The 25,223-nt window shown below is 69.7% G+C and carries 24 protein-coding genes and 1 pseudogene; 19 read left to right on the top strand and 6 right to left on the bottom strand.

Translation table 11 applies throughout. The features are described 5' to 3' along the window. Window positions 1-735: 735 nt before the first annotated feature. On the bottom strand, window positions 736-999 hold the full coding sequence (locus tag ACFQGL_RS26270; RefSeq protein ID WP_377515137.1) for an SCO4848 family membrane protein: 264 nt from the start codon (window positions 997-999) through the stop codon (window positions 736-738). Window positions 1,000-1,631: 632 nt separating this feature from the next. Between ACFQGL_RS26270 and ACFQGL_RS26275 the strand changes: the two genes are divergently transcribed. The 7 genes and pseudogenes from ACFQGL_RS26275 to ACFQGL_RS26305 all read left to right on the top strand — a co-directional run bounded on the left by ACFQGL_RS26275 (window position 1,632) and on the right by ACFQGL_RS26305 (window position 7,303). Then, window positions 1,632-2,108: a PRC-barrel domain-containing protein gene (locus ACFQGL_RS26275; protein ID WP_377515213.1), complete on the top strand. Its 477-nt coding sequence runs from the start codon at window positions 1,632-1,634 to the stop codon at window positions 2,106-2,108. Between the two features lie 28 nt (window positions 2,109-2,136). Further along, complete coding sequence (locus ACFQGL_RS26280; RefSeq protein ID WP_377515138.1) at window positions 2,137-2,313, top strand: hypothetical protein; 177 nt, start codon at window positions 2,137-2,139, stop codon at window positions 2,311-2,313. 85 nt (window positions 2,314-2,398) lie between these two features. Next, a pseudogene (gene trpS, locus ACFQGL_RS26285) lies at window positions 2,399-3,442 on the top strand (tryptophan--tRNA ligase); the annotation flags it as partial. Window positions 3,443-3,753: 311 nt separating this feature from the next. Beyond that, window positions 3,754-4,965 carry a low temperature requirement protein A gene (locus ACFQGL_RS26290; RefSeq protein WP_377515139.1) on the top strand — a complete coding sequence of 404 codons (1,212 nt, stop codon included), beginning with the start codon at window positions 3,754-3,756 and terminating at the stop codon, window positions 4,963-4,965. Between the two features lie 103 nt (window positions 4,966-5,068). Continuing rightward, window positions 5,069-5,416 (top strand): YciI family protein, encoded by a 348-nt coding sequence (locus tag ACFQGL_RS26295; protein ID WP_377515215.1) that lies wholly within the window; start codon window positions 5,069-5,071, stop codon window positions 5,414-5,416. Window positions 5,417-5,418: 2 nt separating this feature from the next. After that, a complete protein-coding gene (locus ACFQGL_RS26300) occupies window positions 5,419-6,687 on the top strand; it encodes an RNA polymerase sigma factor (protein ID WP_377515140.1) in 1,269 nt (422 codons plus the stop codon). A 25-nt stretch (window positions 6,688-6,712) separates the two neighbouring features. Then, window positions 6,713-7,303, top strand: a complete 591-nt coding sequence (locus ACFQGL_RS26305; protein ID WP_377515141.1) for an HAD family hydrolase — start codon at window positions 6,713-6,715, stop codon at window positions 7,301-7,303. A gap of 3 nt (window positions 7,304-7,306) precedes the next feature. On the opposite strand, the gene ACFQGL_RS26310 is transcribed toward ACFQGL_RS26305, so the two are convergent. Beyond that, a complete protein-coding gene (locus ACFQGL_RS26310) occupies window positions 7,307-8,278 on the bottom strand; it encodes a quinone oxidoreductase family protein (protein WP_377515142.1) in 972 nt (323 codons plus the stop codon). Between the two features lie 253 nt (window positions 8,279-8,531). On the opposite strand from ACFQGL_RS26310, the gene ACFQGL_RS26315 reads away from it, so the two are divergent. Continuing rightward, on the top strand, window positions 8,532-9,218 hold the full coding sequence (locus tag ACFQGL_RS26315; protein WP_377515143.1) for a YoaK family protein: 687 nt from the start codon (window positions 8,532-8,534) through the stop codon (window positions 9,216-9,218). A 118-nt stretch (window positions 9,219-9,336) separates the two neighbouring features. Next, entirely contained in the window at window positions 9,337-10,149 is an 813-nt protein-coding gene (locus tag ACFQGL_RS26320; RefSeq protein WP_377515144.1) for a SigB/SigF/SigG family RNA polymerase sigma factor, read from the top strand. A gap of 227 nt (window positions 10,150-10,376) precedes the next feature. On the opposite strand, the gene ACFQGL_RS26325 is transcribed toward ACFQGL_RS26320, so the two are convergent. Continuing rightward, window positions 10,377-11,456: a COG1361 family protein gene (locus tag ACFQGL_RS26325; RefSeq protein WP_377515145.1), complete on the bottom strand. Its 1,080-nt coding sequence runs from the start codon at window positions 11,454-11,456 to the stop codon at window positions 10,377-10,379. Window positions 11,457-11,548: 92 nt separating this feature from the next. After that, on the bottom strand, window positions 11,549-13,438 hold the full coding sequence (locus ACFQGL_RS26330; RefSeq protein WP_377515146.1) for a purple acid phosphatase family protein: 1,890 nt from the start codon (window positions 13,436-13,438) through the stop codon (window positions 11,549-11,551). A 73-nt stretch (window positions 13,439-13,511) separates the two neighbouring features. Between ACFQGL_RS26330 and ACFQGL_RS26335 the strand changes: the two genes are divergently transcribed. Further along, on the top strand, window positions 13,512-13,688 hold the full coding sequence (locus ACFQGL_RS26335) for a hypothetical protein (RefSeq protein WP_377515147.1): 177 nt from the start codon (window positions 13,512-13,514) through the stop codon (window positions 13,686-13,688). Here the strand turns inward: ACFQGL_RS26335 and ACFQGL_RS26340 are convergent. Beyond that, a complete protein-coding gene (locus tag ACFQGL_RS26340; protein ID WP_377515148.1) occupies window positions 13,667-14,884 on the bottom strand; it encodes a HupE/UreJ family protein in 1,218 nt (405 codons plus the stop codon). The two genes, ACFQGL_RS26335 and ACFQGL_RS26340, sit on opposite strands and share 22 nt — an antisense overlap. A 183-nt stretch (window positions 14,885-15,067) precedes the next feature. On the opposite strand from ACFQGL_RS26340, the gene ACFQGL_RS26345 reads away from it, so the two are divergent. Continuing rightward, window positions 15,068-15,730: a type 1 periplasmic-binding domain-containing protein gene (locus tag ACFQGL_RS26345; RefSeq protein WP_377515149.1), complete on the top strand. Its 663-nt coding sequence runs from the start codon at window positions 15,068-15,070 to the stop codon at window positions 15,728-15,730. A 21-nt stretch (window positions 15,731-15,751) separates the two neighbouring features. Here the strand turns inward: ACFQGL_RS26345 and ACFQGL_RS26350 are convergent, their stop codons facing one another. Next, on the bottom strand, window positions 15,752-16,810 hold the full coding sequence (locus tag ACFQGL_RS26350) for a LacI family DNA-binding transcriptional regulator (protein WP_377515150.1): 1,059 nt from the start codon (window positions 16,808-16,810) through the stop codon (window positions 15,752-15,754). Between the two features lie 51 nt (window positions 16,811-16,861). Here ACFQGL_RS26350 and ACFQGL_RS26355 point away from each other — a divergent pair, with 51 nt between their 5' ends. From ACFQGL_RS26355 to ACFQGL_RS26390, 8 genes are all read left to right on the top strand, one after another. Continuing rightward, the gene (locus ACFQGL_RS26355; RefSeq protein ID WP_377515152.1) at window positions 16,862-18,073 is read left to right on the top strand and encodes an MFS transporter; all 1,212 of its coding nucleotides are present in this window, start codon (window positions 16,862-16,864) and stop codon (window positions 18,071-18,073) included. A 47-nt stretch (window positions 18,074-18,120) separates the two neighbouring features. Next, a complete protein-coding gene (locus ACFQGL_RS26360) occupies window positions 18,121-19,101 on the top strand; it encodes an aldo/keto reductase (protein ID WP_377515153.1) in 981 nt (326 codons plus the stop codon). Window positions 19,102-19,665: 564 nt separating this feature from the next. Then, a complete protein-coding gene (locus tag ACFQGL_RS26365; protein ID WP_377515154.1) occupies window positions 19,666-20,547 on the top strand; it encodes a transketolase in 882 nt (293 codons plus the stop codon). Then, window positions 20,544-21,503, top strand: coding sequence for a transketolase family protein (locus ACFQGL_RS26370; RefSeq protein WP_377515155.1), 960 nt, complete (start codon window positions 20,544-20,546; stop codon window positions 21,501-21,503). Before ACFQGL_RS26365 ends, ACFQGL_RS26370 begins: the two co-directional genes overlap by 4 nt. Next, window positions 21,500-22,285 (top strand): cupin domain-containing protein, encoded by a 786-nt coding sequence (locus ACFQGL_RS26375; RefSeq protein ID WP_377515157.1) that lies wholly within the window; start codon window positions 21,500-21,502, stop codon window positions 22,283-22,285. Before ACFQGL_RS26370 ends, ACFQGL_RS26375 begins: the two co-directional genes overlap by 4 nt. Beyond that, on the top strand, window positions 22,282-22,917 hold the full coding sequence (locus ACFQGL_RS26380; RefSeq protein ID WP_377515159.1) for a phosphoheptose isomerase family protein: 636 nt from the start codon (window positions 22,282-22,284) through the stop codon (window positions 22,915-22,917). The genes ACFQGL_RS26375 and ACFQGL_RS26380 overlap by 4 nt, the downstream gene beginning before the upstream one ends. Window positions 22,918-22,964: 47 nt before the next feature. After that, window positions 22,965-24,386 (top strand): glycosyltransferase, encoded by a 1,422-nt coding sequence (locus ACFQGL_RS26385; RefSeq protein WP_377515161.1) that lies wholly within the window; start codon window positions 22,965-22,967, stop codon window positions 24,384-24,386. Further along, window positions 24,383-25,204: a phytanoyl-CoA dioxygenase family protein gene (locus tag ACFQGL_RS26390; protein WP_377515162.1), complete on the top strand. Its 822-nt coding sequence runs from the start codon at window positions 24,383-24,385 to the stop codon at window positions 25,202-25,204. The genes ACFQGL_RS26385 and ACFQGL_RS26390 overlap by 4 nt, the downstream gene beginning before the upstream one ends. Window positions 25,205-25,223 lie beyond the last annotated feature (19 nt).

Here is a 25,223-nt window from a genome sequence, read left to right on the forward strand (position 1 = left end):
CCTGTTGAGTTCTCAAAGAACAACCACACACCGACCAGAAGCCCCACACTCAGTGGAACCCCAACTCGGGGCTTTTCTAGCTCGCGTCCCCGCCGCTCTCGCGCCGGGCACTTTTACTACGTTACCTCACCGTCTCGGCCGTGTCAAACCGTGTGTACCGGTCTGTCATGCTTCGTGCGGGTTGGTCCCGGCGCACTCGCGCAGCAGCGAACCGCTGCGCTTGGTCGTCGGATTCGGCAGGCCGGCCGCTGCGGTTTCCCGCAAGCTCGCCCGGTGCCCTGCCGGTCGTGAACCTTACCCGGTCGCTTCCGCTGCACCAAATCCGCCTCGCGGCCGATCCGGCGAGCCCCGCCCGGACCGTGTCCCACAGGAGCGAACCCCTGTTTGACCCGGTGCCTGCCCGATCCGGTGCCTCAGGACTTTCGCCCTGTTTGCCCCGTTCCGCGCTGGCAGAGAGAAAGTTACGCGTCCGCGGGTTTGATCGTCAAATCCGCGGGTAGCGGCCCGCGTCACATTCGCGGCTGGAGGACGTTTCCCCAGCTCAGAACCGATAGGCATGTCTGGAGACGGTCGCCGTACCGCCTGGATGGCGCCGTCGGCCCGGACCCGACGGGGGCATCGGGGCCGTGAAAGACCCATACCCCGTCCTTCAACGAAGTACTCCCACTCCCGCGCGGCGACGTCGAAACACCTCGACAACGCCGATCTCGCGTTGATCAGTGCCGGGTGATTCCGTCAGGCGCCCGTTCGGCCCGGTCGACGGCGGGCGGCGAACCAGGCACGGATACCGAGGACGCCGACGGTGGTGCCGATGACCAGAGACGCCCCGATCAGCAGAGCGTGCACCCACAGGAAGCTGGTCGCCGCGCCGTCCCCCACCGTGCCGGACGCCCACGAGCGCGGGTCCTGCCAGATGGCCACCGCGAACCTCGGCCAGATCACCCAGGTCCAGACACCGACTCCGACCAGGAAGACAGCCCATCCTCGCGACAGCACCATGGCAGCCGAGTATGCCAGTGGAGCTGGACCGGTGCCCCGACCGCGGAACTGATTCAGCAGGCGGCGGCGCTCAGAGGCAGGTCCCGATTCCGCCGATCGCCGGGTTGGCACGGTCGTGACGGTGGACGGACCCGCTCGGGTCGGCCAACAGGCCACCCCAGATCGCGCAACCACCCCGGACGTACGCCCGGATCGGGTCCTGGTCCACCGCCGCGTACCCAGCCGCAGAGCGCCTGCGGGGTGTACGGGTTCACCGTCCCCGCCTGGGCAGCGGAGCCGGCCCCGGTCAGGAGGCCCAGCACGAGCGCGAGCGCGATGCCGGTCCGCCGGATGGTGCGGTACATCTGCGGCCCACTTATTCGGCATGACCTGAATGCGGGACCAGAATGGTCGGCGGCGGACGCCGCCTCGAATGTGTCGGGTGGACACAGCGCCCTGGCGACAGACCTGCGGACGAACCGCTGCGACCACGCTGACCAGGTCTTTGGTTCTGCCGCCCGTCGACTCGCGACGGCTATCACCAATTTCGCAGCCGCCTTTCTTCATGAAGCGCAATTGCCGAACTGTTTCCGCCAGCGACCCGATGGGCACTGCGGAACGGGACATGCCGACGACCGTCACCGGAGGTGCCCGTGCAACCCTCGATCTTCAATCCCTGGGACTGGCGCGACCCGTCGGCCCTCGCTGGCGGGTACGAGCAGGCCACCCCTTCGGTCACCCCGCCGGACGGCCCGGACGGTGGGCACGAAGGGCCGAACGCCCCCGGTCCCGGCACTCCGGTCGACCTGGTCGGCTACCGGGTGCAGGCGAGTGACGGGCGGATCGGCACGATCGATGAGGCGAGCCACGAGTCGGCCGCGCGTTACCTGGTAGTGGACACCGGGCCGTGGATCCTCGGCCACAAGGTGCTGCTGCCGGCCGGCACGGTCACCCGGGTGGACCATCTGGAACGCACCGTGCACGTGGACCGGACGAGGCAGCAGATCAAGGACGCGCCACCGTTCGATTCGGAGTCGACCGGCCCGGAGTACCGGGAACTCGTCGGCGGCTACTACGCCGAGAGCTACCGGCCATCCCGAACCGAGAGCGCCGGGAACAAGGACGCCTGAGAGCACGGCACGGAGGTACCGTGAAGCCGTGGTCCGGACGGGTATCTGCACGGTGGAGGCGGTCGACGTGGTCGACGGCCTCCCGCTCGGTGTGGTGCTCGCCTTCCCGACCCGCTCCGGCGACGGCCGTGAGCAACTCCTGGACGTACTTCGTGCTGGCGGGCTTCGGTTCCGCGCCGGCGCGCGATGGCGGACGGCTCGCTGAGCCGATCCCGCTGACCGAGGGGGCGATTCCGTCCCGCTCGGCGCGCGCCCACGCGTAACCCACCATCCGCACGAGAGGCACGACCATGTCCCTTGCACGAATGCTCACCGGCGACCGGCCCACCGGACGCCTGCACCTCGGCCACTACGTCGGCAGCATCGCCAACCGGGTGCGTCTACACCAGCGCTACGAGAGCTTCTTCATCATCGCCGACCTGCACATGCTGACCACGAGAAACCGCCGTGAGGACATCGACCAGGTCTCCGGCAACGCCCGCGAGATGGTGACCGACATCCTCGCGGCCGGCGTCGACCCGGCGCGGGCGACCTTCTACCTCCAGTCGGCCATCCCGGAGGTCGGCGACCTCAACACGCTCCTGCAGAACCTGGTGACCGTGCCCCGGCTGGAACGGGTGCCGTCGCTGAAGGACATGGCCCGGGACGCCGGCAAGGAGGAGATGCCGTACGGGCTGCTGGGTTACCCGGTGTTACAGGCCGCGGACATCCTCTGCGTGAAGGGGGAGGTCGTGCCGGTCGGCAAGGACAACGCCGCGCACGTCGAGGTGACCCGGGAGATCGCCCGCCGGTTCAACCATCTGTACGGACCGGTCTTCCCGGTGCCCGAGCTGATCGCGGCGGAGACGCCGAGCCTGGTGGGCACCGACGGCGCGGCCAAGATGAGTAAGAGCCTGGGCAACACGATCGCCCTGTCGGACGATCCGCCCACGGTGCGTCGCAAGGTGCTCGGCATGTACACCGACCCGAACCGGGTACGGGCCGATGTGCCGGGCAGAGTCGAGGGCAACCCGGTGTTCGCGTACCACGAGGTGTTCAACACGGACCGCGACGAGGTCGCGGACCTGGCCGAGCGCTACCGCGCCGGGCGGGTCGGCGACGTGGAGGTAAAGGAGCGGCTGATCGACGCGCTGGAGCGGTTCCTGACACCGATCCGGGAGCGTCGGGCCCAGTTCGAAGCGGACCGCGGACTGGTGGACCAGTTGATCGTGGAGGGCACCGAGCGGACCCGCCTGGAGGTGCGGCAGACGCTCGTCGAGGTACGCCGGGCGATGGGGCTGACCGGCGCGTACCAGCAGGTGCGACGGCGGGCCGAGCGAAGCCGCCGGCGGGCGGACGCCCGGGCCCGACGCCGAGGTCCGGTTACCGACGTGGTGCCGGGCCCGCCGCCACACCGATCCGGAGGACCTCAGCGGATGTCGACGTCCGCCAGGTCGACCGTGATCGGCGTCCAGGACAGGTCCGGCGTACGGTCCCCCTGGCGGTGGATCCGGCGCCGCGTCGGTACGACCAGCCCGTTGACCTCGGTTTCCCCGCTGACGTAGTGCGCGGTGGGCGAGTGGCCGAGCAGTTCTTCCCGCTCTTCTCCGCGCCGCCCAACGCGGAGACCGACTGATCCGCCCCCCTCGTGGCGCAGAATGCGAGGATGAGGGGGATTCTTGACGTTCGTCCGGTGCCGGCTGCGGATACGCACCGGACCACGATGTTCGAGATCTTCTTCGACCTGGTCTTCGTCTTCGCGCTCACCCGGGTCATCACGTTCATGGCGGATACGCCGTCCGCGCTCACCCTCGCCCAGGGGTTGCTGCTCCTGGTGCTGCTGCTCTATTCCTGGGGCCCGTACACCTGGGTGGGGAACCTGGTCCGCCCGGACGTCGGCCCGGCCCGCGCGGCGACCCTGGTCGCGATGGCCGCGATCTTCGTGGCCGCGCTGGTGCTACCGGACGCCTGGCGGCAGGGCCCGGAACTGTTCGACGCGCCGTTCACCCTGGCCCTGGCGTACGTGGTGGGTCGGGCGGTGCAGCTCGTGGTGCTGTTCTGGGTGAGCTCGACGAATCCGCCGCTGCGATCGACCCTCCGGTTCTTCAGCGTGCCGGTGACGGTGGCGTGGATTCCGCTCATCGTGGGCGCGCTGCTCGGCGGCACCGCCCAGACGGTGCTCTGGACGGTCGCGTTCCTGGTGGACATCGGCGGCGCCCGAATCGCGTCCTCCTTCCGGCCGTGGCAACTGCGTAGCGTGGACCACTTCACCGAGCGGTTCGGCCTGGTGCTGATCATCGCGCTCGGTGAGTCGCTGATCTCCGCCGGTGCCGGCTCCAGTGACGCAGGGCCGGTCGGAGTTGGCCTGGCGGCGGCGCTGCTCGGCCTCACCAGCACGGTCTGCCTCTGGTGGCTCTACTTCGATCGGCTGGCACCCGCGGCGCGGCAGGCCATCACCAACGTGCCGGGCGAGCGACGGGCTGACGTGGCCGGCGACGCGTACGGCCTCGGGCACTCACCCCTGATCATCGGTGCGATCTACGTCGCGCTCGGCATCGAGGAGGTGCTCGATCAGCTCACCGACGAATCGCCGCACGCTGAGCGGCTGGGCTGGACGGCCGCGACCGCCCTCTTCGGCGGCACCGCCCTCTATCTGCTCAGCAGGTTGGTCTTTCGCCGGATCACCGTCCGTGCCGTCTACCCGACGCAGGTCGTCGCCGCCCTCCTGCCGCTGGTCCTGTTGCCGGTCGGCCGGTCGCTGCCCGCGTTGGCGGCGCTCGCCCTGCTGACCGTCTTCCTGATCGGGGTGACCTGGTACGAGCGGCGGATGGACCGGCGCGACGACCCGATCGACCCGACCCGGCCGCTCCGCCCGTGAGCCGGGAAAGATTTCCGGTCGCCGTGTCGATGTCCCCGGTATTCGTTCGTCGTCATGCTGTACGGCGAGCCGCCGCACCGAGAGGAGCCGAGACGTGAAGTACATGCTGCTGTTCATGAGCCCCGTGACGACGGACGGGGAGGTCGTCGACGGGTGCACGTTCGAGGACTGGGTCCGCTACGACCGGGAGGTGAAGGACGCCGGGATCTGGGTGTCCGGGCACCCGTTGCAGGACCTCACCACCTGCACGACGGTGCAGGTCGGCGCGGCCGGCGAGCGCACGATCACTGACGGGCCGTTCGCCGAAACACGCGAGGTGCTCGGCGGGTACGACATCATCGACGTGCCCAACCTGGACGTCGCGCTGGACTGGGCGGCCCGTAGCCCGGGTGCCCTCGGTGGTGGATCGGTCCAGGTGCGCCCGGTCGCCGAGATCGAGGTCGAGGTCTGACGGTGTCGGGCGAGGAGTCGGCCGGGGCGGGGATCGCCGGTTCGTCGGTGGAGGCGGTGTTCCGGGAGGAACGTGGCCGGCTGCTCGCCTCGCTGGTGCATCGCTTCGGTGATCTCGACCTGGCCGAGGAAGTCGCTTCCGAGGCGATCGAGGCGGCGCTGGTGCACTGGCCGACCGACGGCGTACCGACCCGGCCCGGCGCCTGGTTGCTCACCACGGCCCGCCGCCGTGCCGTTGACCGGCTGCGTCGCGACCGTGTCCTGGCCACCCGGCTCGCCGTACTCCAGGCCGAGGCCGAGCGGGCCGACCACGCCCCGCCGGCCGACGCGGACCGCGACCTGCCCGACGACCGGCTGGCGCTCTTCTTCACCTGCGCGCACCCGGCGCTGGCCGCGCAGGACCGTGGTGCGCTCACCCTGCGCTTCCTGGCCGGTCTCACCACGGCCGAGGTCGCGCGGGCCTACCTGGTGCCGTCCGCGACCATGGCCCAGCGGCTCGTCCGCGCCAAACGGAAGATCCGCGACGCGCGTATCCCGTTCCGGGTGCCGGGCGCCGACGAGCTGCCCGAACGCCTACCGACCGTGCTCCAGGCGATCTACTCGGTCTTCACCGAGGGGTACGCCGCCAGCTCCGGCCCGGACCTCCAACGGACCGACCTCGCCGAGGAGGCCATCCGGCTGGCCCGGATCCTGCGTCGGCTGCTGCCCGCCGAACGGGAGGTCGCCGGGCTGCTCGGGTTGATGCTGCTGATCCACGCCCGGCGTGCCGCCCGTACCGGGCCGGACGGCGGGATCGTCCTGCTCGACGACCAGGACCGGACACGCTGGGATCACCCCATGATCGACGAGGGGCGTGGACTCGTGGTGGTCGCGCTGACCGGCCGCGCGCCCGGGCCGTACGGGGTGCAGGCCGCCATCGCCGCGCTGCACGACGAGGCCCCCGAGTTGGCCAGCACCGACTGGCCGCAGGTGGTGGCGCTCTACGACGTGCTGCTCGGCCTGGTGCCGTCGCCGGTCGTCGCGCTCAACCGGGCCGCCGCGGTCGCCATGCGGGACGGTCCCGGTGCCGGGCTCGCCCTGCTGGACGAGCTGGCCGACGACCCCCGGCTACGCGGGTACCACCTCTATCCGGCGACCCGGGCCGATCTGCTGCGCCGGCTCGGCCGGCTCGACGAGGCCGCGGCGGCGTACCGGCAGGCACTGACGCTGGTCGGCACCGAGCCGGAACGGGCGCACCTGCGCCGGCGGCTGGAGTCCGTGACGACCGACTGAGCTTCGCTCGCTGTACCCTGCTCCGGTGAGTCTGCCCCTGCCACCCGGCGAGTTCGCGGCGTACCTGTTCGACTGTGACGGCACCATCGTCGACTCGATGCCGCTGCACTACGTGGCCTGGCAGCGGGCCCTGGACGAATGGGACTGCGCGTTCCCCGAGGAACTCTTCTACGCGTGGGGCGGCCGGCCGACCGCCGACATCATCGTCGCCCTGAACGAGCAACACGGCCTGGCCATGCCGGTGGCGACCGTCGTCGAGCGCCGGGAAAGCTACTACCAGGAGCTGCTACCGCAGCTCGCCGCCGTGCCGGAGGTGTTGGCACACATCCACGACGCCCACCAGCGGGTGCCGTTCGCTGTCGTCTCGGGCAGCACCCGGGCCTCGGTCACCGCCTCCCTCGACACGCTCGGCCTGCTGGACCGGTTCGACGTGCTGGTCTGCGCCGACGACTACACCCGCGCCAAGCCCGACCCGGAGGCCTTCCTGCTCGCGGCGGAGCAGCTCGGCGTACCCCCGGGTTCCTGCCTGGTCTTCGAGGACACCGACCTGGGCATCCAGGCCGCGACGGCGGCCGGCATGGCTTCGGTACGCGTTCCGCAACCACGGGAGCGCTGAGCGCTAGCTCACCGTCAGCAGCAGCTTGCCCAGGTAGGAGGTCTGCAGCCGCCGGTGCGCCTCGGTCACCTTGCCCAGCGGAAACGTCTCGGCGATATGCACCACGAACGGCCCGGCCTCGATGAGTTCGTTGAGCCGCTGCGTCTGTCGTGGATTCGCCTCGCCGTCGTACGCCCGGACCGTGACACCGGGGCGCTTCTTCGGCTCCGGCTGGACGCCGTGGGCGAAAGCGACCGCGCCGTCGTTGGACAGCGCTTCGCTGAGCCGGTCCAGGGTCTCGCCGCCGGCCATCGCCAGGATGCCGTTCACACCGGTCGGGGCCGCATCCCGGATCAGCGCGAGCAGCTCGACGATGTCACCGTGGCCGTCGAGGGACACGTCGGCGCCGAGCCGGGTCACCAGTGCCACGCCGTCGGCCCCGGAGGCCACGGCGATCACGTTGAGCCCCTGCCGCTTGGCCAACTGCACCGCCAGATGGCCCTGACCACCACTGGCACCGAAGATCAGCAGCCAGGCACCGGCCGGTAGGCCGAGGGCGTCCAGCCCCGCCAGCGCGGTCAACGCGTCGGTGGGCATGGCACCGGCGTGCTCCACCGACACGCCGTCGGGCAGTTTCGCGACGTACTTCGCCTTCGTGGCCGCGTACTCGGCGTAGAAGCCACCCTTCGGGTGGTTGGCGGCGGACACGTAGACCAGGTCGCCGACCGCGACGTTGCTGACCTGGTTGCCGACTGCGGCGACGGTCCCCGCGGCGTCGGACCCGGGCACGATCGGGAACGCGGCACCCTCGGGCACCAGCACGCCCTGGCGCTCGTACACGTCCCACACCCCGACCCCGGCGCTCCACACCTTGATCAGCACCTCGTCGGCGGCGATCTCCGGTACGGGCAGGATCCGCAGGGTGATCACCTCTGGCCCGCCGAACTCGTCGAAGGCCGCGGCCTGCATCCGCTCGGGCACATCCCCGTCAACCATGTGGGTTCCCTCTCCCTGCCGGCGTCACCGTCGCAGCATGCCGTGCGCACGGCGGGTCGGGTCCGGGGCTGAGCACCGTTCACCCACAAGGGCGACCGCCCGCGCTTCTTGCTCGGCCGGTCCCCAGGTCGGTGGCCTAGTCGGCGCGGGCGCGGGAATGGCTGCGTACCCGGAGTCAGGCGACACCGGGCACGTACGGCGGTCGCCCGTCGGTGCGCGAGACGGACCGATCGGACGACAGGAAGGGACCCTCGTGCGCGCTCCGTCGCGGCCGGCCACGGCCGGGCTCCTGGTGGTGCTGGCTGCGGCCTCCGGCTACCTGGACGTGATCTGCCTGACCCGGCTCGACGGGTTCTTCGCCAGCGTGATCACCGGCAACCTGGTGCACTTCGGCCACGCGATCGCCACGGCGGACGGCCGTTCGCTCGGCGGTGCGGTGGCGGCGGTCGGCGGCTACGCCGTCGGCGTGGCCGGCGCCACGCTGCCGTTACGTCGGATCCGGCCGGGCTGGAACCGCCGTACCGCAGTGGTCACCGCGACCGAAGCGGTGCTGCTGCTCGGATTCGCGGCGGGTTGGATGGCCTGTGCAGGGCGTCCGGGGTACGCCACCGGGCTGGTGCTGCTCGCGGTGGCGTCGGTGTCGAGCGGGATCCAGAGCGTGATCACCATAGGTGCCGGGATACGCGGTGCCTCGACCACCTACCTGACCGGCTCGCTGACCGACCTGGTCCGACGCCGCGTCCTCGACCCGCACCGGTTCGCCGACGTGGGCGGAACCGGTCGCCTGGTGGGGCTGATCGCCGGTGCCGTGCTCGGCACGCTCGGGCTGCGTGCGGCACCCACCTGGGCGCCCGCGCTGGCGGCGGTGCTGGTGATCGCGGTGATCGCGGTAGCCGTCCGCCTCGCCCGCCGGACGACACCCGCCCCAGGCGATGACTAACCGGGCGACACGCCATCATCCTTTCGGCTATCTTTTCGTCGGCCGTAGGTCTAGTCTCGGTCCAACGGTTGGCGCGGCACTCGCGGAGCGCCGCGTGGGATCAGCGGAGGTACCAAGCATGACCACCACCACGACGGACCGCCCCGCCCCGACAGGCACCCGCACCGACCACGTCGCCGCCGACGCGTCGGCAGCTCAGCTGCTGACCGCGATGGCCGAGTTGCCCGCCGGCCACCCGTCCCGGGCCGCGCTGCGGGACCGGGCGATCGAGGCCTGGCTGCCGCTGGCCAACCACCTGGCCCGTCGCTACAGCGGGCGCGGCGAGCCGAGCGACGACCTCGTCCAGACCGCCGCGATCGGGCTGATCAAGGCGCTCGACAAGTTCGACCCGACGCGCGGCGTCGACTTCGCGGGTTACGCGATCCCGACCATCGTCGGGGAGCTCAAGCGGCACTTCCGCGACCGCACCTGGGACATCCGGGTCCCCCGCCGGCTGCAGGAGCTACGCCTGGCCATCTCCGACGCCAACAGCTCCCTGCTGCAGACCCTCGGGCGCTCCCCGACCGTCGCCGACATCGCCGCCCACCTCAAGGTCACCGAGGAAGAGGTCCTGGAAGGCCTGGAAGGCGCCCGCGCCTACAACGCGGTCTCCCTGTCCACCCCCACCGGCGACGGCGAACGCGCCACCGAACTCGGCGACATGCTCGGCGGCGAAGACGCCGAATTCGAACTCGCCGAACTGCGCGCCTCCCTCGGCCCGGCACTGGCCACCCTCGACGAGCGCGAGCAGAAGATTCTCACGCTGCGGTTCTACGGCAACCTCACCCAGTCCCAGATCGCCGACCAGATCGGCGTCTCCCAGATGCACGTCAGCCGGCTGCTGACCCGCGCCCTGGTAAAGCTGCGCGGCCAGCTAACCGAACCCTTCTAAACACCCACCCAGCCCCGCGCCGCCGCCCCGCTCCGCGCCCCGCCGTGCCGTGTCCGCCCCGCTCCGCCGCGTCGATCTAGGGCATATCGCTGCTAGTGGATCTCCGTTCGCAACGATTTGCCCTAGATCGACGGGGAGAGAGGGCGCGGGGCGGAGGGCGGGGGGAGGGCGGGGGGAGAGGGCGCGGCGGAGAGGGCGCGGGGCGGGGAGAGGGGCGCGGGGGCGGGTTAGGACTTGGGCGATTCTTGGTCGCGGAGGGCTTGCTCTACGGCGTTGCGTACTCGGGCGTCCTCGCGCGTCTTGCGCTGGAGGCGGCTGCGGCGCCGGTACAGGATCACTGCGACCATGATGGCGATCAGTACGACGAGCAGCAGCACCAACATCCACGGCAGGGCCCAGCCGTGCGCCGTGGCCTCGACTGGCTTGAGCGAGGTGGTGGAGCCGGACACGTCGGTGAGCAGGGGCGTGAGGGTCACGGTCGCCGCCAGCCGGAGCGCGGGCGCCACGCCGTGCACGGGTACCGTCATCGTCCGGCTCTCACCGGGCAGCAGCTCCGGCGGCGCGGCGATGTCTCCCGCCCGTACCCGCAGCAGGCCGAACGGCCCGGAGACCGACGCCGTCTGCTGGGCCGACAGGGCGGCGTTGCCGGTGTTGTGAATTTTGTAGCTGACGGTGGCGTCGCCCTTGGCGAACGGGTTGGACGTGCCCGCGTAGTCCACGTGCAGGTCCTCGACCGCGAGGCTCGGCTTGAGTTCGCCGCCGACGCGCAGCTTGATCCGGATACCCAGGCGCCGGTCCACGTTGATGTTCGCGGCGTCGTTGGCCTGCGTCAGGGACGTGACGATGCCACCCACGTAGTCGCCGGGCGTGGCGTTGTCGGGCACGCTGACCGCGAACGGGACCTGGGCGGTCTTGCCCGGCTGGATGGTGACGCTGCCGCTGGCGGCGTGCACCCAGGCGCCGACCGCCACGGACTTCCCGTCCTTGGCGAGCAGGTCGAGCTGCCCGCCGGCGTTGGTGAAGCCGTCCGCGGCGTAGACCGCAAGGTTGAGCGGCACCGGGCCACGGTTCGCGACGACCATGGCGTCCTCGACCCGGCTGCCCGGGTTCGCGGAGTAGCTGAAGCTGGACCGGGCGGCGCCGAAGCTGTTGGAGGCCGTCCGGACCGTCCAGGCGACGTCGCCGTCCGCCGCCAGAGCGGGGCCCGTGGCCAGGCCGGCGACCGCGGACGTGGCGAGCAGGGCCAGGGCGGCGGTACGAAGGAGGGCGGTAACGGTGGTCTTCCGACGCTTTACGGGCGCATACATCTCAGGTCCTCAAAGGATCTTGGTCGGGTCTGGAACGGAGCGGCGGGGCAAGCACCCGAAGGTGCCTACCCCGCCGAGTTGAGCGTCTCCGGTCAGCTGCTCAGCGCAGTGATCGTGAGCGTGGTGCGGTAGTTACCCTTCGCGATGCTGTCCGGGATCTTCAGATCCAGGTCGGCACCGAGCTTGGCCCCACCGCGGGGGTGGCCCTGGACGGCCGAACCGAGGCCGCTGGAGGCCGCGAGGCCCTTGCCCTGGTCGTCGTACGCGGACAGGACCGGAGCACCGGCCACTGCACCGGCACCGGCGTCCAGCACGTACGGGGTCCAACCGAGGTAGGAGCCGGCGAACTTCTTGTCGGCGTCCTGGAAGTCACCCACGCTGGCCGAGATCGACCACGGGGCGAGCGTGCGGCGGCTGTCCGACACGAGGATCGGGTTGATCTTGCCGGTCGCCTCGAAGTAGGTGCCGTTGCGCTCCTGCGCGACACCGAGGTCCACCAGGCCGTTGTAGCCGTCGATGGTCCAGCCGAACTCGCCCGGGGCCGGGTTCGGGACGTTGACCTGGATGGCCTGACCGTCACCGCGGTACGGGTGCACCGTCACCTTGTCGACGATCGAGCCGACCGGCTGACCCTCGGGGGTGTTGATGCAGGAGAGACCCTTCTCGACCGCCGCGTTCGGGGCCGCGCAGGTGCCGCTCCGGACGTTGTTGACGACGAGCTTGTCGTTGCGGACCTCGACCTTGACGTAGGTCCGGACGTGCTCCTGGTTCTGCACCGAGTTGTACCAGTAGCTGTCCGGGTTCAGCGGGTCGGCACCGTTACCGGCACCGCTCGTGCCGCTGCTGTCCGGCTTGGTGATGTCGTAGTACTTCGAGCCCGAGGACGAGTTGGCCGTCACGTAGAGCACGCCACCCGGACCGGCGAACACGTCTTCGGCACCGGGCTTCTCAGCCGGGTTCGCCTTCTCGCCGTTCTTGATGAGGTAGCTGCGGGAGTAGCTGTGGTCGTGACCCTGCAGCACCATGTCCACGCCGAGCTTGGAGAAGGTGGTCGGGAAGTCGACCCGGCGCACCTTGTTGTCGGTGTCCTTGGCGTGGTCGGCCGGCGAGTAGATCGAGTGGTGGTAGACGAGCACCTTCCACTTGGCCTCGGAGCCGTGCTGGTTGATGACGTTGGTGACGTACGAGACGTGCGCCGCGTCGCCGCCGCCACCCTGGGAGGTGGCGTAGCTGTTGCTGTTCAGGTCGATGAACAGCACGTCCTTGTAGATGTACCAGTAGTCGCCACCCGAGTTGGCGCCCGCCGGGTTGCCGTTGTTGTAGTACGCGGCCGAGCGGTCGGTGTTCGGGGTGAAGTGGTGCTGCTCGTACGCCTTGCCACCGACGTCGTGGTTACCGATGGTGGCGGCGACGGGGTACTGACGCAGCTCGTCGGGGCCGAGGAAGGCGTTCCAGTCGGTCTCGTTGTTGGCGGACTCGACGTGGTCACCGCCCGACACCAGCAGCTCGATGTTCGGGTTGGCCGTGGTGGCGACCTTCAGGGTCTCCTGCCAACCGGCCTGGTCCTTGATCGGGTCACCGGAGGAGCCGATCTGCGGGTCGCCGAAGAACAGGAAGTCGTAGTTGCCCTCGAAGTCCTGCGTCTTGAAGGCGTACGCCGGGGACCAGCTGCCCTCGGCGCCGACCCGGTAGGAGTACGCCGTGTTCTCCTTCAGGCCGGTGATCGTCGCGTGGCGGTTGAAGCCGCCGCTGCTGGCGATGTTCGCGCCGCCAAGGGCGTCGAAGGTCGCCGCCGTGGCCGGGAACTCGCCGTTGGCCAGCTCAGCGGTCGGGGCGAGCTGGATCTTCTGCGCGGTGTCCGTGGACGAGTACCACGTGACGATGCGCTGGGTCTCGTTGGCGCCCACACCGAGGACGATGCCGGTCACGTTGGTGGCGTCGGCAGCGCTGGCACCGGCGGTCAGGCCGCTGCCGAACGCCACGGCCGTTCCCAGGAATCCCGCTACGACCGCGGCGACCATGCGCCGCCGCACGGGCCCGGAGGACCCCGGGGAGGTGCTCAATGTCATCGACATTGTTCCCTTTTCAAATAGAGAAATGGATGATCTTCTCCCGAAATGGGGAAGCAAACTCAAGCTTTCGCTGCGTGATGAACCGGCCATGAACGTGATCTTGCGAGCTGCTGCACTTCCCGAATCACCTGCGCAGACTCAGGCCCCGGACACGCGCTGAATGAACCAGACCAGCCCCATGATGGACACCCCTGCGGAAACGACACCGGTCGCCCAAAGGCCGGCTTTCGGCGCGCGGCGTCGCAACACGATCAGCAGCGGGAAGACGGCCGCGATAATCGTCAACTGCACGACCTCGATACCGACGTTGAACACCAGCAGGGACCACAGCAGCGTCCACGACCACGCCTCGTCGATGCCCAGTGCGCCGGCGAAGCCCAGGCCGTGTACGAGGCCGAAGCAGAACACCACGGCGAGGCGGATCCAGCCGGAGCGGTCCAGGCTGAAGTGGCCGCCGCCCGCCGACTCCAGGTCGGTGGCGTGGTCACCGCGCCGCCAGATCCCCCACAGGTGCCAGCCGGCGACCACGGCGATCGACAACGCGATGACCGGCTCGACGACACTCGCCGGCACGTCGACCAGACCGAGGGCGGCGAGCATGAACGTCACCGAGTGCGCCAGGGTGAAGCTGGTGGCCGCGAGCACGATCTCCCGCAGCCGCCGCGACCCGGCGATGAGCGCCAGCAGGAACAGGATGTGGTCGATCCCGGAGAGCAGGTGCTCGGCGCCCAGCAGGAAGAACTCGCCGAAGCGCTGGTACCAGGACTGGGCGGTGGAGAAGCTGGGGTTGGCGGCGTCGAGCGCCGCACTGCCCGATCGGTCGTCGATCTCGTAGGTGACGATCGTCTTGGTGCCCTTGACGTAGCCCTCGCCATCCGGGAACAGGCCACTGCGCACCTCGTGCGCGTCGGACCGCTCGGGGCAGGTCCAGTCGAGCAGCAGATTCGCGTACGGCACGCCGTCGCGCTCCGCGACCGTCGCGGCGCCGACCCGGGTCGGCGTACAGGCGGCCCCCTGCGAGGTCACCGAGAAGCGGTCGGCGACGTACGCGTCGACCGACTTCTCGTGCTCGTCGAGCGCGGCGACCTGCGCCGCGGTGTCACCGGCGTCGAACGCGGCGGTACCGGTCTGAAAGAGCGGGTCGTCGTGGCCGGAATCGGCGGCGGACACGACGAGGAGGTCGTATTCGAGCCCCAACGCCGTGCGTATGTGACCCTCGTCTCCCGCTGTGATATTTGCGTAGACGGTCGACGAAAAACCGTGCGCGAACGCTGGCCCAGCGCCCAGAAAGGGGATCACCGCCGCTGCGATCCCGACAACGGCGACGATAACGGTACGGCGGACGCGGCCCAGCATGCGACTCCCTCGGTTCGGCCAGTGCACGTTGCATGGGACGGGTGAACACGAGCCCGCCCGTTGACGAACCGCCGGGAAACAAAATCCCGGACCGATGACCGGTGGATTGGGAGTGGCCGGAATTGCGATAGGAATAGCGGGCAGTACGCGTACCTTCCCGTCACCCCTCGGAGGACGATCACCTTGCGCCCCCCGCTTCGGGCCGTTGCCATCCTGGCCGCGACCGCCGCGCTGATCGCCGGTTGCAGTTCCGGCGACGACTGGTCACGGCCGCATCCCAAGCCGTCCGCCGTCGGCACTTTGGGCCCGGGGTTCGTCGGCCCGTCCGCGCCCGCCCCGGAGGCGACCGTCAAGCCGCAGCCCGGCTCGTGGGCCGGCGTCCATCCGTCGAAGGACTACCGGGTGGTGTTGCTGACCGCAGGCGACGACGGCCCGACCAAGAGCCTGGTGGCTGCGGTCAAGGACTGGGCCGAGGACGAGCACGTCGACCTTCGGACGATCGTCGTCGGCAACCCCAACGACGCCGTACCCAGCATCACCAAGGCCATGGACCTGGGCCCGGACCTGATCGTCAGCGCGGGCAACGAACTCATCGACGCCCTCGCACTGGTGACCCCGAACCACCTGGCGCAGCAGTTTCTCGTGGTCGGCGCGGAGTTGGCCGAGCCGACCCACAACGTCACGTCGGTCGACTGGTCCGGCGCGTCGTTCCGTGGCGAGGGGCTCGGCATGTCCTCGACGTACGACCCCACGTCGTTCACGGCCGAGCGCTGCGCGAACGCCATCCGGGCGGGTGCCGCGGCCGTACTCAACGACCTCACCGGGATCGTGCTCTGGTTGGACTGAACCAGGGACCGCCGGGTGCGTTCAGCGCAGCGGTGCCGTCGACGCGCGGATGACGAGCTCGGTCGGCAGGAGCAGGGCGGCCCGGGCGGAGGTTTCCCCGAGCAGCATCCGGACGGCCTCGGCACCCTTACGGTCGTGCGGCTGGCGCACGGTGGTCATCGGCGGCGTCGCCGCGGACGCCGCCGGCACGTCGTCGAATCCGACGACGGACAGATTCTCCGGGACCCGGACGCCGCGCCGGGCGGCCTCCGCGATCGCGCCGAGCGCCAACCGGTCGCTCATCGCCAGGATCGCGGTGGGCGGCTCGGCCATCTCCAGCAGCGGTGCCACCGCGGCGGCGCCGTCGGCCTCCTGAACACCACGCGCCGCGACCACGACGACCCGACCGCCGGCGGCCAGCGCGGGCCGGAGGCCATCCTGATAGCCGGCGAGGCGGGCCCGGTTGGCGACGTAGGCGGTGGGCGCGGCGAGGCCCGATGGTACGACCCCCGGCTCCGAATCCTGAGCGAGGGCGAAGCTGATCACGCCGACCCGCCGGTGGCCGCGGTCGACCAGGTGGGCCGCTGCCGCCAGCGCGGCGGCCCGGTCGTCGATGCCGACGTACGGTTCGCCCGGGGCGACGGGCGCGTCGAGGCCGACAACCGGTAGTCGCCGGGCCCGCAGCAGCTCCCGCCGCTCGGGTTCCAGTGGGTCGCAGAAGGCGACGAAGCCGTCGACCAGGGCGGTGGGCACCACGTCCGGGTGACCCGGTTCGGCGCGCGGCACCAGCACCAGCGAGGAACCGCGTTCGCCGCACACCCGGGCGATCCCGGCCATGGTCAGCCGCGCTGCCGCGTCCTCGAAGAGGTATTGCAGGGGCTCGCGGGTGATCAGGCCGACGGCTCCGGTGCGTCCACGCCGGAACGTGTTGGCGATCGGATCGGGGCCGGGGTAGCCGAGTTCGCGAGCCGCATCCAGGATCCGGTCGCGCAGCTCGCGGCTGAGCTGGTCGGGGCGGCTGAAGGCGTTGCTCACCGTGGCCTGACTGACGCCGAGCGCTCGCGCGAGATCCCGCATGCGGGGCGGTGGGTCGCTGGACATCCGGACACTCCATAAGTTGTGCGTGCCTTCTGATACGTATAAGTTACCACCATGGGCGTCGATGTAACGCCGGGCGTAGGCGGGCAGACGAGTCGTGACTGGCTCGTCCCCGCCTCGGCCTTCGCGGTCAACGGCGCCCTCTACGGCAGCCTGCTCACCCGTTTTCCGGAGATCGCGGACCGGGTCTCCGCCAGCGAGACCGAATTCGGAATGGTGCTGTTCGCGTCGGCGATCGGCGGTCTGCTCGGTTCGCTGGTGGCGCCGCTGCTCGCCCGGGCCGTCGGCGAGTGGGCGGCGACCCTGCTCGCCGGCGTCGGTTACGCGCTGCTCGCCGTCGGCGTCGCTTGGGCACCACGGCTGGCCGTGCTCGGTGGGGCGTTGTTGCTGCTGGGTCTCCTCGACGGCGCGCACGACGTGGTGATGAACGCGTTCGCCGTACGGATCCAGCAGGCCAGCGGCAGCACCCTGATGGGCCGGATGCACGCCACCTGGTCGCTCTCCCTGGCCGGCGCGGGTGGGCTCGGCACCGTGGCCGCCGGTCTGCGCGTACCGGTGGCGGTTCATATCGGCGTCGCCGCCGCCACGGCGCTCGTCCTTCAGCTCGCGGTCGCCCTGCGCAGCAGGGGTCGTACGCCCGCCGGCGCACCCGGTCCGGCGGCAGCCTCCACCGGCCCGCCACGGCAGCGCGGGATCCGCGTCCGACTCCGGCACGTCCTGCCTGTGCTGGGGCTCGCGGCGCTCGCGGCGAGCTACGTGGAGAGCCCCGGGCAGGAGTGGACGGGCCTGCTGCTCAGTCGAGGGTTCGACGCCGCGCCGCAGGTGGCGGCAGTGGCACCGGTGCTCTTCGCCGCCGGGCTGGTGGTCTCCCGTCTGGTGCTGGACGCCGCGGTTCGGCGGTCCGGCCCGGCCACGGTGGCGGTGTTCAGCGGCACCACGATGATCGCCGCCGCGGCCGTCGGCTTCGTGGTCACGCTTGCCGGCGGATCGGCCTGGTGGGCCCTGGCAGCGGTCACGGTGGCCGGGCTCGGTGCCGGGCCGGTCTTCCCGCTGCTCTTCGGAGCGGCGGACCACCTGTCCATACGACACGGCATCCCGGCGGCCCGGACGGCCTCCATCGTCTCGGCGCTGTCCCGGATGGGCGCCATCTCCGCGCCCGTCGTGGTCGGGTCGCTCACCGACGCCCTCGGCCTGGGCATGATCTTCGCGGTCATGACGGCCGGCGCGGTCCTGGTGCTGCTGGCGCTGCCAAGGGCGGTCCGGTGAGCTGACCACACGGCGCGATCGACGCAGGACCGACAGGAGGGTCAACGATGCGGTACGCACGACTTGGATCGACGGGACTGCACGTCTCCCGTCTCTGCCTGGGCGGCATGAGCTTCGGTGAACCGGACCGGGGCGCCGACTCGTGGACGCTGTCCGAGCAGGACAGCCGATCCGTGATCCGGCGGGCGCTGGACGCGGGGATCAACTTCTTTGACACCGCCAACGTCTACTCCGACGGCTCCAGCGAGGAGATCCTCGGCCGGGCCCTCAAGGAGTACGCCCGGCGGGACGACGTCGTGATCGCCACCAAGGTCTTCGGTGCGATGGGTCCGGGGCCCAACCAACGCGGGCTCTCCCGAAAGGCGATCCTCGCCGAACTGGACAACAGCCTGCGCCGGCTGGGCACCGATTACGTGGACCTCTACCAGATCCACCGCTGGGATCCGACGACTCCGATCGAGGAGACGTTGGAGGCTCTGCACGACGTGGTCCGAGCCGGGAAGGTCCGCTACCTCGGTGCCTCGTCGATGTACGCGTGGCAGTTCGCCACCGCGCTGCACACCGCCGAGCGGCACCGCTGGACGGGTTTCGTGAGCATGCAGAACTACTACAACCTGATCTACCGGGAGGAGGAGCGGGAGATGCTGCCGCTCTGCCGGGACCGAGGGGTCGGCGTGTTGCCGTGGAGCCCGCTCGCCCGGGGAAAGCTGGCCCGGGACTGGGCGACCGTCACCCGCCGCACCGGAGACGACGACTTCGGTCACGGCCTGTACGCCCGGACGGCGGAGGCGGACCGGCTGGTGGCCGACCGACTGGCCGATGTCGCGCGGAAACAGGGACGATCACGAGCACAGGTGGCGCTGGCGTGGCTGTTGGCCAACCCGGCGGTGACCGCCCCGGTGGTCGGCGCTACCACCGTGCACCATCTCGACGACGCCCTCGGTGCCTTCGACGTCGAGCTGGACCCGACGGAGGTCGGCCATCTGCAGGAGTGCTACCAGCCACACGCGGTGGTGGCGCTGGACTGATACACCCGCTACGGCAACGCCTTTTCCAGCGCTCAGCTCCGGCAAGATCGACCGATATACAGCGGCGTCCATCCCGAAATAAAGGGGTCGGACGCCGTTAACATGTCCGCAATGAAAGGCCTTCGCAGGCTCCTGGCATTGGCAGCCGGTGGGACTCCCCCCGGCGGCGGTGTGACGCAGCTCATGGTTTGCGGAAAAATAGCCGATCGACTGAAATGAATCCGGCTGTTCGCTTGACCCTCCGAGAGGGTTATGACAGCCTGTAAATAGAGGCGTACGACAATGTCTGCAACGGGGAGCCACCCTATGGAACCTGGCCCTGCAGTGTCTCGACGCGACACATAAGGCCTGCTAGACGGCACTGTCAGCGGTCCCGCCGCCCCATGGCGCAACCACCGGTTGGCAGAGCAGCACCCGCCTACGGTCGATCGGTCCTGCCCATTCATAGCGGTTTCCATTTTCGTGGCGAACTGTCGATGGATGCTGCCAGAATTCGTGCTGCATTTATCGGAAAATCTGCACACACCATCCGGAGACCACTGAACAAGAGAGAGAGGAAACGCAGTGACTGCGAGTACCACGTATCTCGATTCGCCACCCGCCGACACCCATCCGAATCTGGTCGACGACGAATTTGAATTGCCGTACCGGCTGGCCCAGATCGGGCAGCTGGCCAATGACGTCCGCGCGCACCTGCTCAAGATGATTCACCTTGCCGGGTCGGGTCACGTCGGCTCCTCGCTGTCCTGTGCGGATCTGATCAGCGTCCTCAAGTTCGACCAGATGGACGCCTCCGGCCGGGACGTCTTCGTACTCTCCAAGGGACATGCCGCGCCCGCCTGGTACGCCGCCCTCATGGTCGCCGGCGAGCTGGATCCCGAGGAGATCGGCACCCTGCGCCGCATCGACAGCCGACTCCAGGGACATCCCGACCGCAAGCGACTCGACCTGGTCTCGGTCAGCACGGGTGCACTCGGGCAGGGCCTCTCGGTGGCCATCGGCCGGGCCCAGGCCCGCCGGATGCGCAACGACGACTCGTCCGTCTACTGCCTGGTCGGCGACGGTGAGCTGCAGGAAGGCCAGATGTGGGAGGCGATCACGTACGCCGGAGCACGTGGTCTGGCGAACGTGGTGCTGCTGGTGGACTACAACCGCAGCCAGAACGACGGAACGCTCGAGGAAATCGTCCCGCTGCATCCGCTGCCCGAGAAGTTCCGGTCGTTTCACTGGCACGTGCAGGAGGTGAACGGCCACTCCCAGCTGGCGATCCGGGACGCGATCAACAACGCCCGGGAGAACTGGATGCAGCCCTCGGTGATCATCGCGCACACCCGCAAGGGCTACCTCGGCCCGGGTGAGGTCCTGCTCAACGGCTCGCACAGCGGTGTCCTCACGCCGGAGGTGTACGAGGACGCCGTGGGCTACCTGGAGAGGACGACGGTGTGAAGGCGACCCGGGACTGGTTCGGTGACGGGCTCGTGGACGTCGCCGCCAAACACGAGAATGTCGTCGTCGTCAACTGCGACCTCGCCTCGGCAACCAAGACCTCCAAGTTCAAGGAGGCCTACCCCGACCGGTTCTTCGAGGTCGGCATCGCGGAAGCGAACGGGATCGGAGTCGCGGCGGGGATGGCACAGGACGGGTTCCGGCCGTTCGTCGCCAGCTTCGGCCACTTCCTGACCGGCAAGTTCCTGGAGATCTTCCAGTCGGTCGGCCTCAACGACTCGGGCGTCGTACTGGTGGGCACCCACGCCGGGCTGGCCATCGGCAAGGACGGCCCCACCCAGATGGGCCTACGCGATCTGGCTCTGATGCGCACCCTGCACAACGTCGAGGTGCTCCAGCCCGCCGACGGGGTGGAGACCCGAAAGATGCTGGAGCACGTCGTCAGCCACGACCGTCCCACCTACCTGCGGCTGTGCCGACAGCCACAGCGCGAGGTCCACGACGAGGACTACCGGTTCCAGTTCGGCCATCCCGACGTCGTACGGCCGGGCGAAGACGTCGTCATCTTCACCATGGGCGGAATGGTGCCCGTGGTACTCGACGCCGTCGACGTGCTCGCCGACACGGGTCTGCGGCCAACCGTGGTGAACGCCTCGTCGCTGCCCATGGACCACGAGGCGACCAACGAACTGCTCGGCGCGTACCGGCACGTCCTGGTCTTCGAGGACCACTTCGTCAAGGGCGGCCTCATCGACGAGGTCGGCCGGATCGTGCTGGATCTCGATCGGCACCTACGGTTCCACGCCTGGGGGGTCGACGACTACGGACAGGCCGCCTCCCCTGAGGAGCTCTACGAGCGCTACGAACTCGACGCCACCGGCGTCGCCAACCGGATCCGGGTCGCGACCAGCGCGGCGTCGGCAGATTCCGACCGCGGAAAGGACACCCAGCGATGACCTACTCAGTCCGACCGAAGAGCCTGACCGACGACCTCAGGGAGGTGCCCTATCTGTTCGTCGAACACGAGCTGCCGGCCGACCAGACCTCGCCGTACCGGTACCACCCCCGGGACCACCGCAGCTTCATCGTCATCGGAGGACGGGTCCGGCTGGAGTCGCGGCACGCCGATGGCACCGGATACCGCGAGTACGGTCGCCTGCGGGGCTGGCACGCCGAGCCCGGCGCGACCTACCGGTTCGCCCAGGTCGGCGTCGAGCCGGCGGTGGTGGTGGAGGCCGGCTCGACGCTGGGTCCCACCCACGAGTCCTGGGACGTGGCACCGTTCGGCCCGGACACCGCATGCTGCCGGGACGTCGACTCCTACCAGGTGGACAAGCCCTGGGGGCACGAGGTCTGGTACACCAACAATCTCGACGGGGTGCCCTACGCCCTCAAGCAGATCCACATGACCGCTGGGCATCAGTCCTCGCTCCAGTCGCACGACCGCAAGGTCGAGACCAACTACGTGGTCGACGGCGAGGCGACCGTCCTCAACGGGCTTCCCGCGCCACAGGACCACAGTGCGGTCATCGACATCGCCACCCTGCCCCGCGCGGTGTACAAGCGCAGGTCCGGCTGGTCGTCGGCGGCGACGGTGCTGCACCGGGTGATCGCCCACTCGGACTACACCTCGGTCGAGGTGTCGACCCCCGAGCTGGACGACGTGATCAGGTGGGCCGACGACACCAACCGCGGCAACGGCCGCATCGAGGTCGAGCACGCTGGAGCCCGGGCATGAAGATTGACGAGGACATCCGGCTGTACCTGACCGAGAAGCGGGCCATCATCGACGCCTTCCCGGTCCAGGACGTCCAGGCCGCCGCGGAGATGCTGTTCCGCACCTACGACGAGGGCGGCATCGTCTACGCGATGGGCAACGGCGGCAACGCCGGCACTCTGGACCACGCCTACTGCGACTTCAAGCACCATCCCTTTGTCTCGGAGGACAAGAGTCAACCGCTGTCCACGACGGTCAAACGACTCACGTTCGTCAACCTCTGTGGCTCGGCGGCGGAGCTCAGCGGGCTGGTCAACGACCTGGGCCCGGACAGCATGTACAGCGCGTCGATCCAGCCGTTCGCCACCGAACGGGACCTCGTGATGGCGTACAGCGGTAGTGGCAACTCGCCCAACGTGGTGCGTGCGCTGGAGGCCGCGGCGAAGGCCGGTGCCCGGACCTTCGCCATGACCAAGGGGGACGGCGGGCGGTGCCGGGAGTTGGCGGACGTCTGCCTCGTCGTACCCGGCACGTCCCGGTTCCCCGGCCAGACCGGCCGCAACGACAACAACTTCCACTTCGAGGACGCCATGCTCTCGGTCAACCACATGCTGGTCGGCCTGCTCAAGCAGCGCGTCAGCCAGGAGGTCTAGGCCGGGCGCACCCCTCCCTCACCCGGACAGCAGACGGAAGGTCCCCCATGCTGACGATCCCAACACTCCGGTCGACCCCGGCGCTCGCGTCCCTCAACCAGATCATCGGTCCGCAGCGGGCCACCCGGCTTCGGGAGGCAGCCAACGAGATCCACCACCGGCTCGACGGCGGCACCCTCTGGCACGTGAACTCCACTCCCGCCGGCGGTGGGGTGGCGGAGATGCTCCGGACGCTGCTGCCCCTGTACGCCGAACTCGGCGTCGAGGCGAGATGGGCGGTGGTGGGTGGTGACGAGACCTTCTTCGCCATCACCAAGCGGCTCGGTGTCGCGCTCTACGGCAGTGACGGCGACGGCGGCCCGCTCGGTCCGAACGAGCGCGCGGCGTACCTCGCGGCGCTGTCGCCGTCCGCCGAGAGCCTCGTCCAGCTCGTCGATCGCCGCGACGTCGTCATCCTGCACGACCATCAGACGGCGGGGCTGGTGGCGACCCTCGCGGACCAGGTCGCGTCGGTGCACTGGCGCTGCCACATCGGTGTCGACGAGCCGACGCCCGCGTCGGACCGGGGCTGGGACTTCCTCGCGCCGATGCTGAACGCCGCCGAAACGTTGATCTTCTCGGTGGAGGCGCACGTCCCGGCGCGGCTGCGGGACCGCGACATCCAGGTCCTGCCGCCGTTCATCTCGCCCTTCGACGCGAAGAACTGCGACCTCACGGTCGAGGCGATCGATGCCTGCCTGGCGCACTGCGGGCTCTCGCCGGAGAGCGCCGGGGGCAGGGCCCCGGCGGTGCTGGACACCGGCGCGGGCCCGGTCCGCCTCCGGTCCGCCCCGAGCGTGCTCTCCGATGGCCCCCGCCGGCTCGGCGATCCGCTGATCACCCAGGTGTCGCGGTGGGATCGGCTCAAGGACATGGCCGGCGTGCTCACCGCCGTCACCGCTCACGTACCCCGTGGGCACCTTGCCCTGGTCGGCCCGGACCCGGCCGCGATCGCCGACGACGTCGAGCAGGAATTCTGGTACGCCGACTGCGTCGAACGGTGGCGCGGCCTGCCGGCGGCCCAGCGGCGGCGGGTGAGCCTGATCAGCCTCTCGATGACCGACCCCACGGAGAACGCCCTGCTGGTCAACGCGATCCAGCGGGCGTCGGACGTGGTCGTGCAGAAAAGCCTCGCCGAGGGCTTCGGACTCACCGTGGCCGAGGCGATGTGGAAGTCCCGGCTGGTCATCGGCAGCGCCGTCGGTGGCATTCGCGCCCAGATCACCGACGGCGTCGACGGCTTCCTGCTCCCCGATCCCAGTGACCTGCGGTGGCTGGGCCAGATCATCACCGCCGCGCTGGCGGGCGAGGTCGACCGCCAGGAGATCGGCAGAAGGGCACACCAACGGGTGCGCAGCGACTTCCTCCCGGACCGGGAGGTAACCACGACGGCGTCAATACTGGCGCCGGAAAGGATGGCAACACGATGAGTACGCACACCACGAGAGGACTGAGCCCGGCACAGGTCGAGACCTACCGCACCGACGGGTACGTGGTCGGCGACGGCCTGTTCCAGCCGGACACGTTCGTCGCACTCAAGGACCACTTCGAGCGCAAGCTGGCGGCTCTGCCCGAGGGCGAGCGGCCCGAGGACATGGACGTGCCGCACTTCACCGACCCGGAGCTGTTCCGGTGGCTGCTGGACCCGGACGTGCTCGACGTCGTCGAGGGCGTGGTGGGGCCGGACATCGCCCTGTTCACGTCCCACTTCTTCTGCAAGCCGGCAGGTGACGGCAAGAGCGTCCCGTGGCACACCGACGGATACTTCTGGCGCGACATGATCGAGCCCGCCGGTCAGGCGATGACCATCTGGCTCGCCATCGACCCGTCCACTCTGGAGAACGGGTGCATGAAGGTCATCCCCGGTAGCCACACCAGTGGCGACGGCGATTACCGCCAGGTGTCGGACGACAACAGCGTGTTCGACGAGGAACTCGACCAGAACCAGGTCGACGCCGGCCGGGCCGTGCCGGTGCAGCTGCGCCCCAACCAGTACAGCATCCACTCGGGCGCGCTGGTGCACAGCAGCGAGGTCAACCGGAGCGCGCTGCGGCGGTGCGGCTTCACCATGCGCTATATCAGCACCCGGACCCGGTTCAACCACGACGGGATCGGGCACAAGCACCAGATATTCCTGGCCCGGGGCAAGGATCACGCCGGGAACACGTACGCCGACCCGGACCGGGCGCACCCCGAACTCGTGGAGTCGCGAGGGCCCGGCCAGAACTTCGTCGGCGCACAGCGCTGATTCCCACCCAACGCAAGGG

The organism is Micromonospora vulcania, from assembly GCF_042658605.1.
GTDB classification, from domain to species: Bacteria; Actinomycetota; Actinomycetes; order Mycobacteriales; family Micromonosporaceae; genus Micromonospora; species Micromonospora vulcania.

Coding starts and splice junctions, on each gene's coding strand:
- ACFQGL_RS26270 (WP_377515137.1), bottom strand. CDS start 999: ATGGTGCTGTCGCGAGGATGGGCTGTCTTCCTGGTCGGAGTCGGTGTC.
- ACFQGL_RS26290 (WP_377515139.1), top strand. CDS start 3,754: ATGAGGGGGATTCTTGACGTTCGTCCGGTGCCGGCTGCGGATACGCAC.
- ACFQGL_RS26295 (WP_377515215.1), top strand. CDS start 5,069: ATGCTGCTGTTCATGAGCCCCGTGACGACGGACGGGGAGGTCGTCGAC.
- ACFQGL_RS26310 (WP_377515142.1), bottom strand. CDS start 8,278: ATGGTTGACGGGGATGTGCCCGAGCGGATGCAGGCCGCGGCCTTCGAC.
- ACFQGL_RS26320 (WP_377515144.1), top strand. CDS start 9,337: ATGACCACCACCACGACGGACCGCCCCGCCCCGACAGGCACCCGCACC.
- ACFQGL_RS26325 (WP_377515145.1), bottom strand. CDS start 11,456: ATGTATGCGCCCGTAAAGCGTCGGAAGACCACCGTTACCGCCCTCCTT.
- ACFQGL_RS26340 (WP_377515148.1), bottom strand. CDS start 14,884: ATGCTGGGCCGCGTCCGCCGTACCGTTATCGTCGCCGTTGTCGGGATC.
- ACFQGL_RS26350 (WP_377515150.1), bottom strand. CDS start 16,810: ATGTCCAGCGACCCACCGCCCCGCATGCGGGATCTCGCGCGAGCGCTC.
- ACFQGL_RS26355 (WP_377515152.1), top strand. CDS start 16,862: ATGGGCGTCGATGTAACGCCGGGCGTAGGCGGGCAGACGAGTCGTGAC.
- ACFQGL_RS26360 (WP_377515153.1), top strand. CDS start 18,121: ATGCGGTACGCACGACTTGGATCGACGGGACTGCACGTCTCCCGTCTC.
- ACFQGL_RS26375 (WP_377515157.1), top strand. CDS start 21,500: ATGACCTACTCAGTCCGACCGAAGAGCCTGACCGACGACCTCAGGGAG.
- ACFQGL_RS26380 (WP_377515159.1), top strand. CDS start 22,282: ATGAAGATTGACGAGGACATCCGGCTGTACCTGACCGAGAAGCGGGCC.
- ACFQGL_RS26385 (WP_377515161.1), top strand. CDS start 22,965: ATGCTGACGATCCCAACACTCCGGTCGACCCCGGCGCTCGCGTCCCTC.
- ACFQGL_RS26390 (WP_377515162.1), top strand. CDS start 24,383: ATGAGTACGCACACCACGAGAGGACTGAGCCCGGCACAGGTCGAGACC.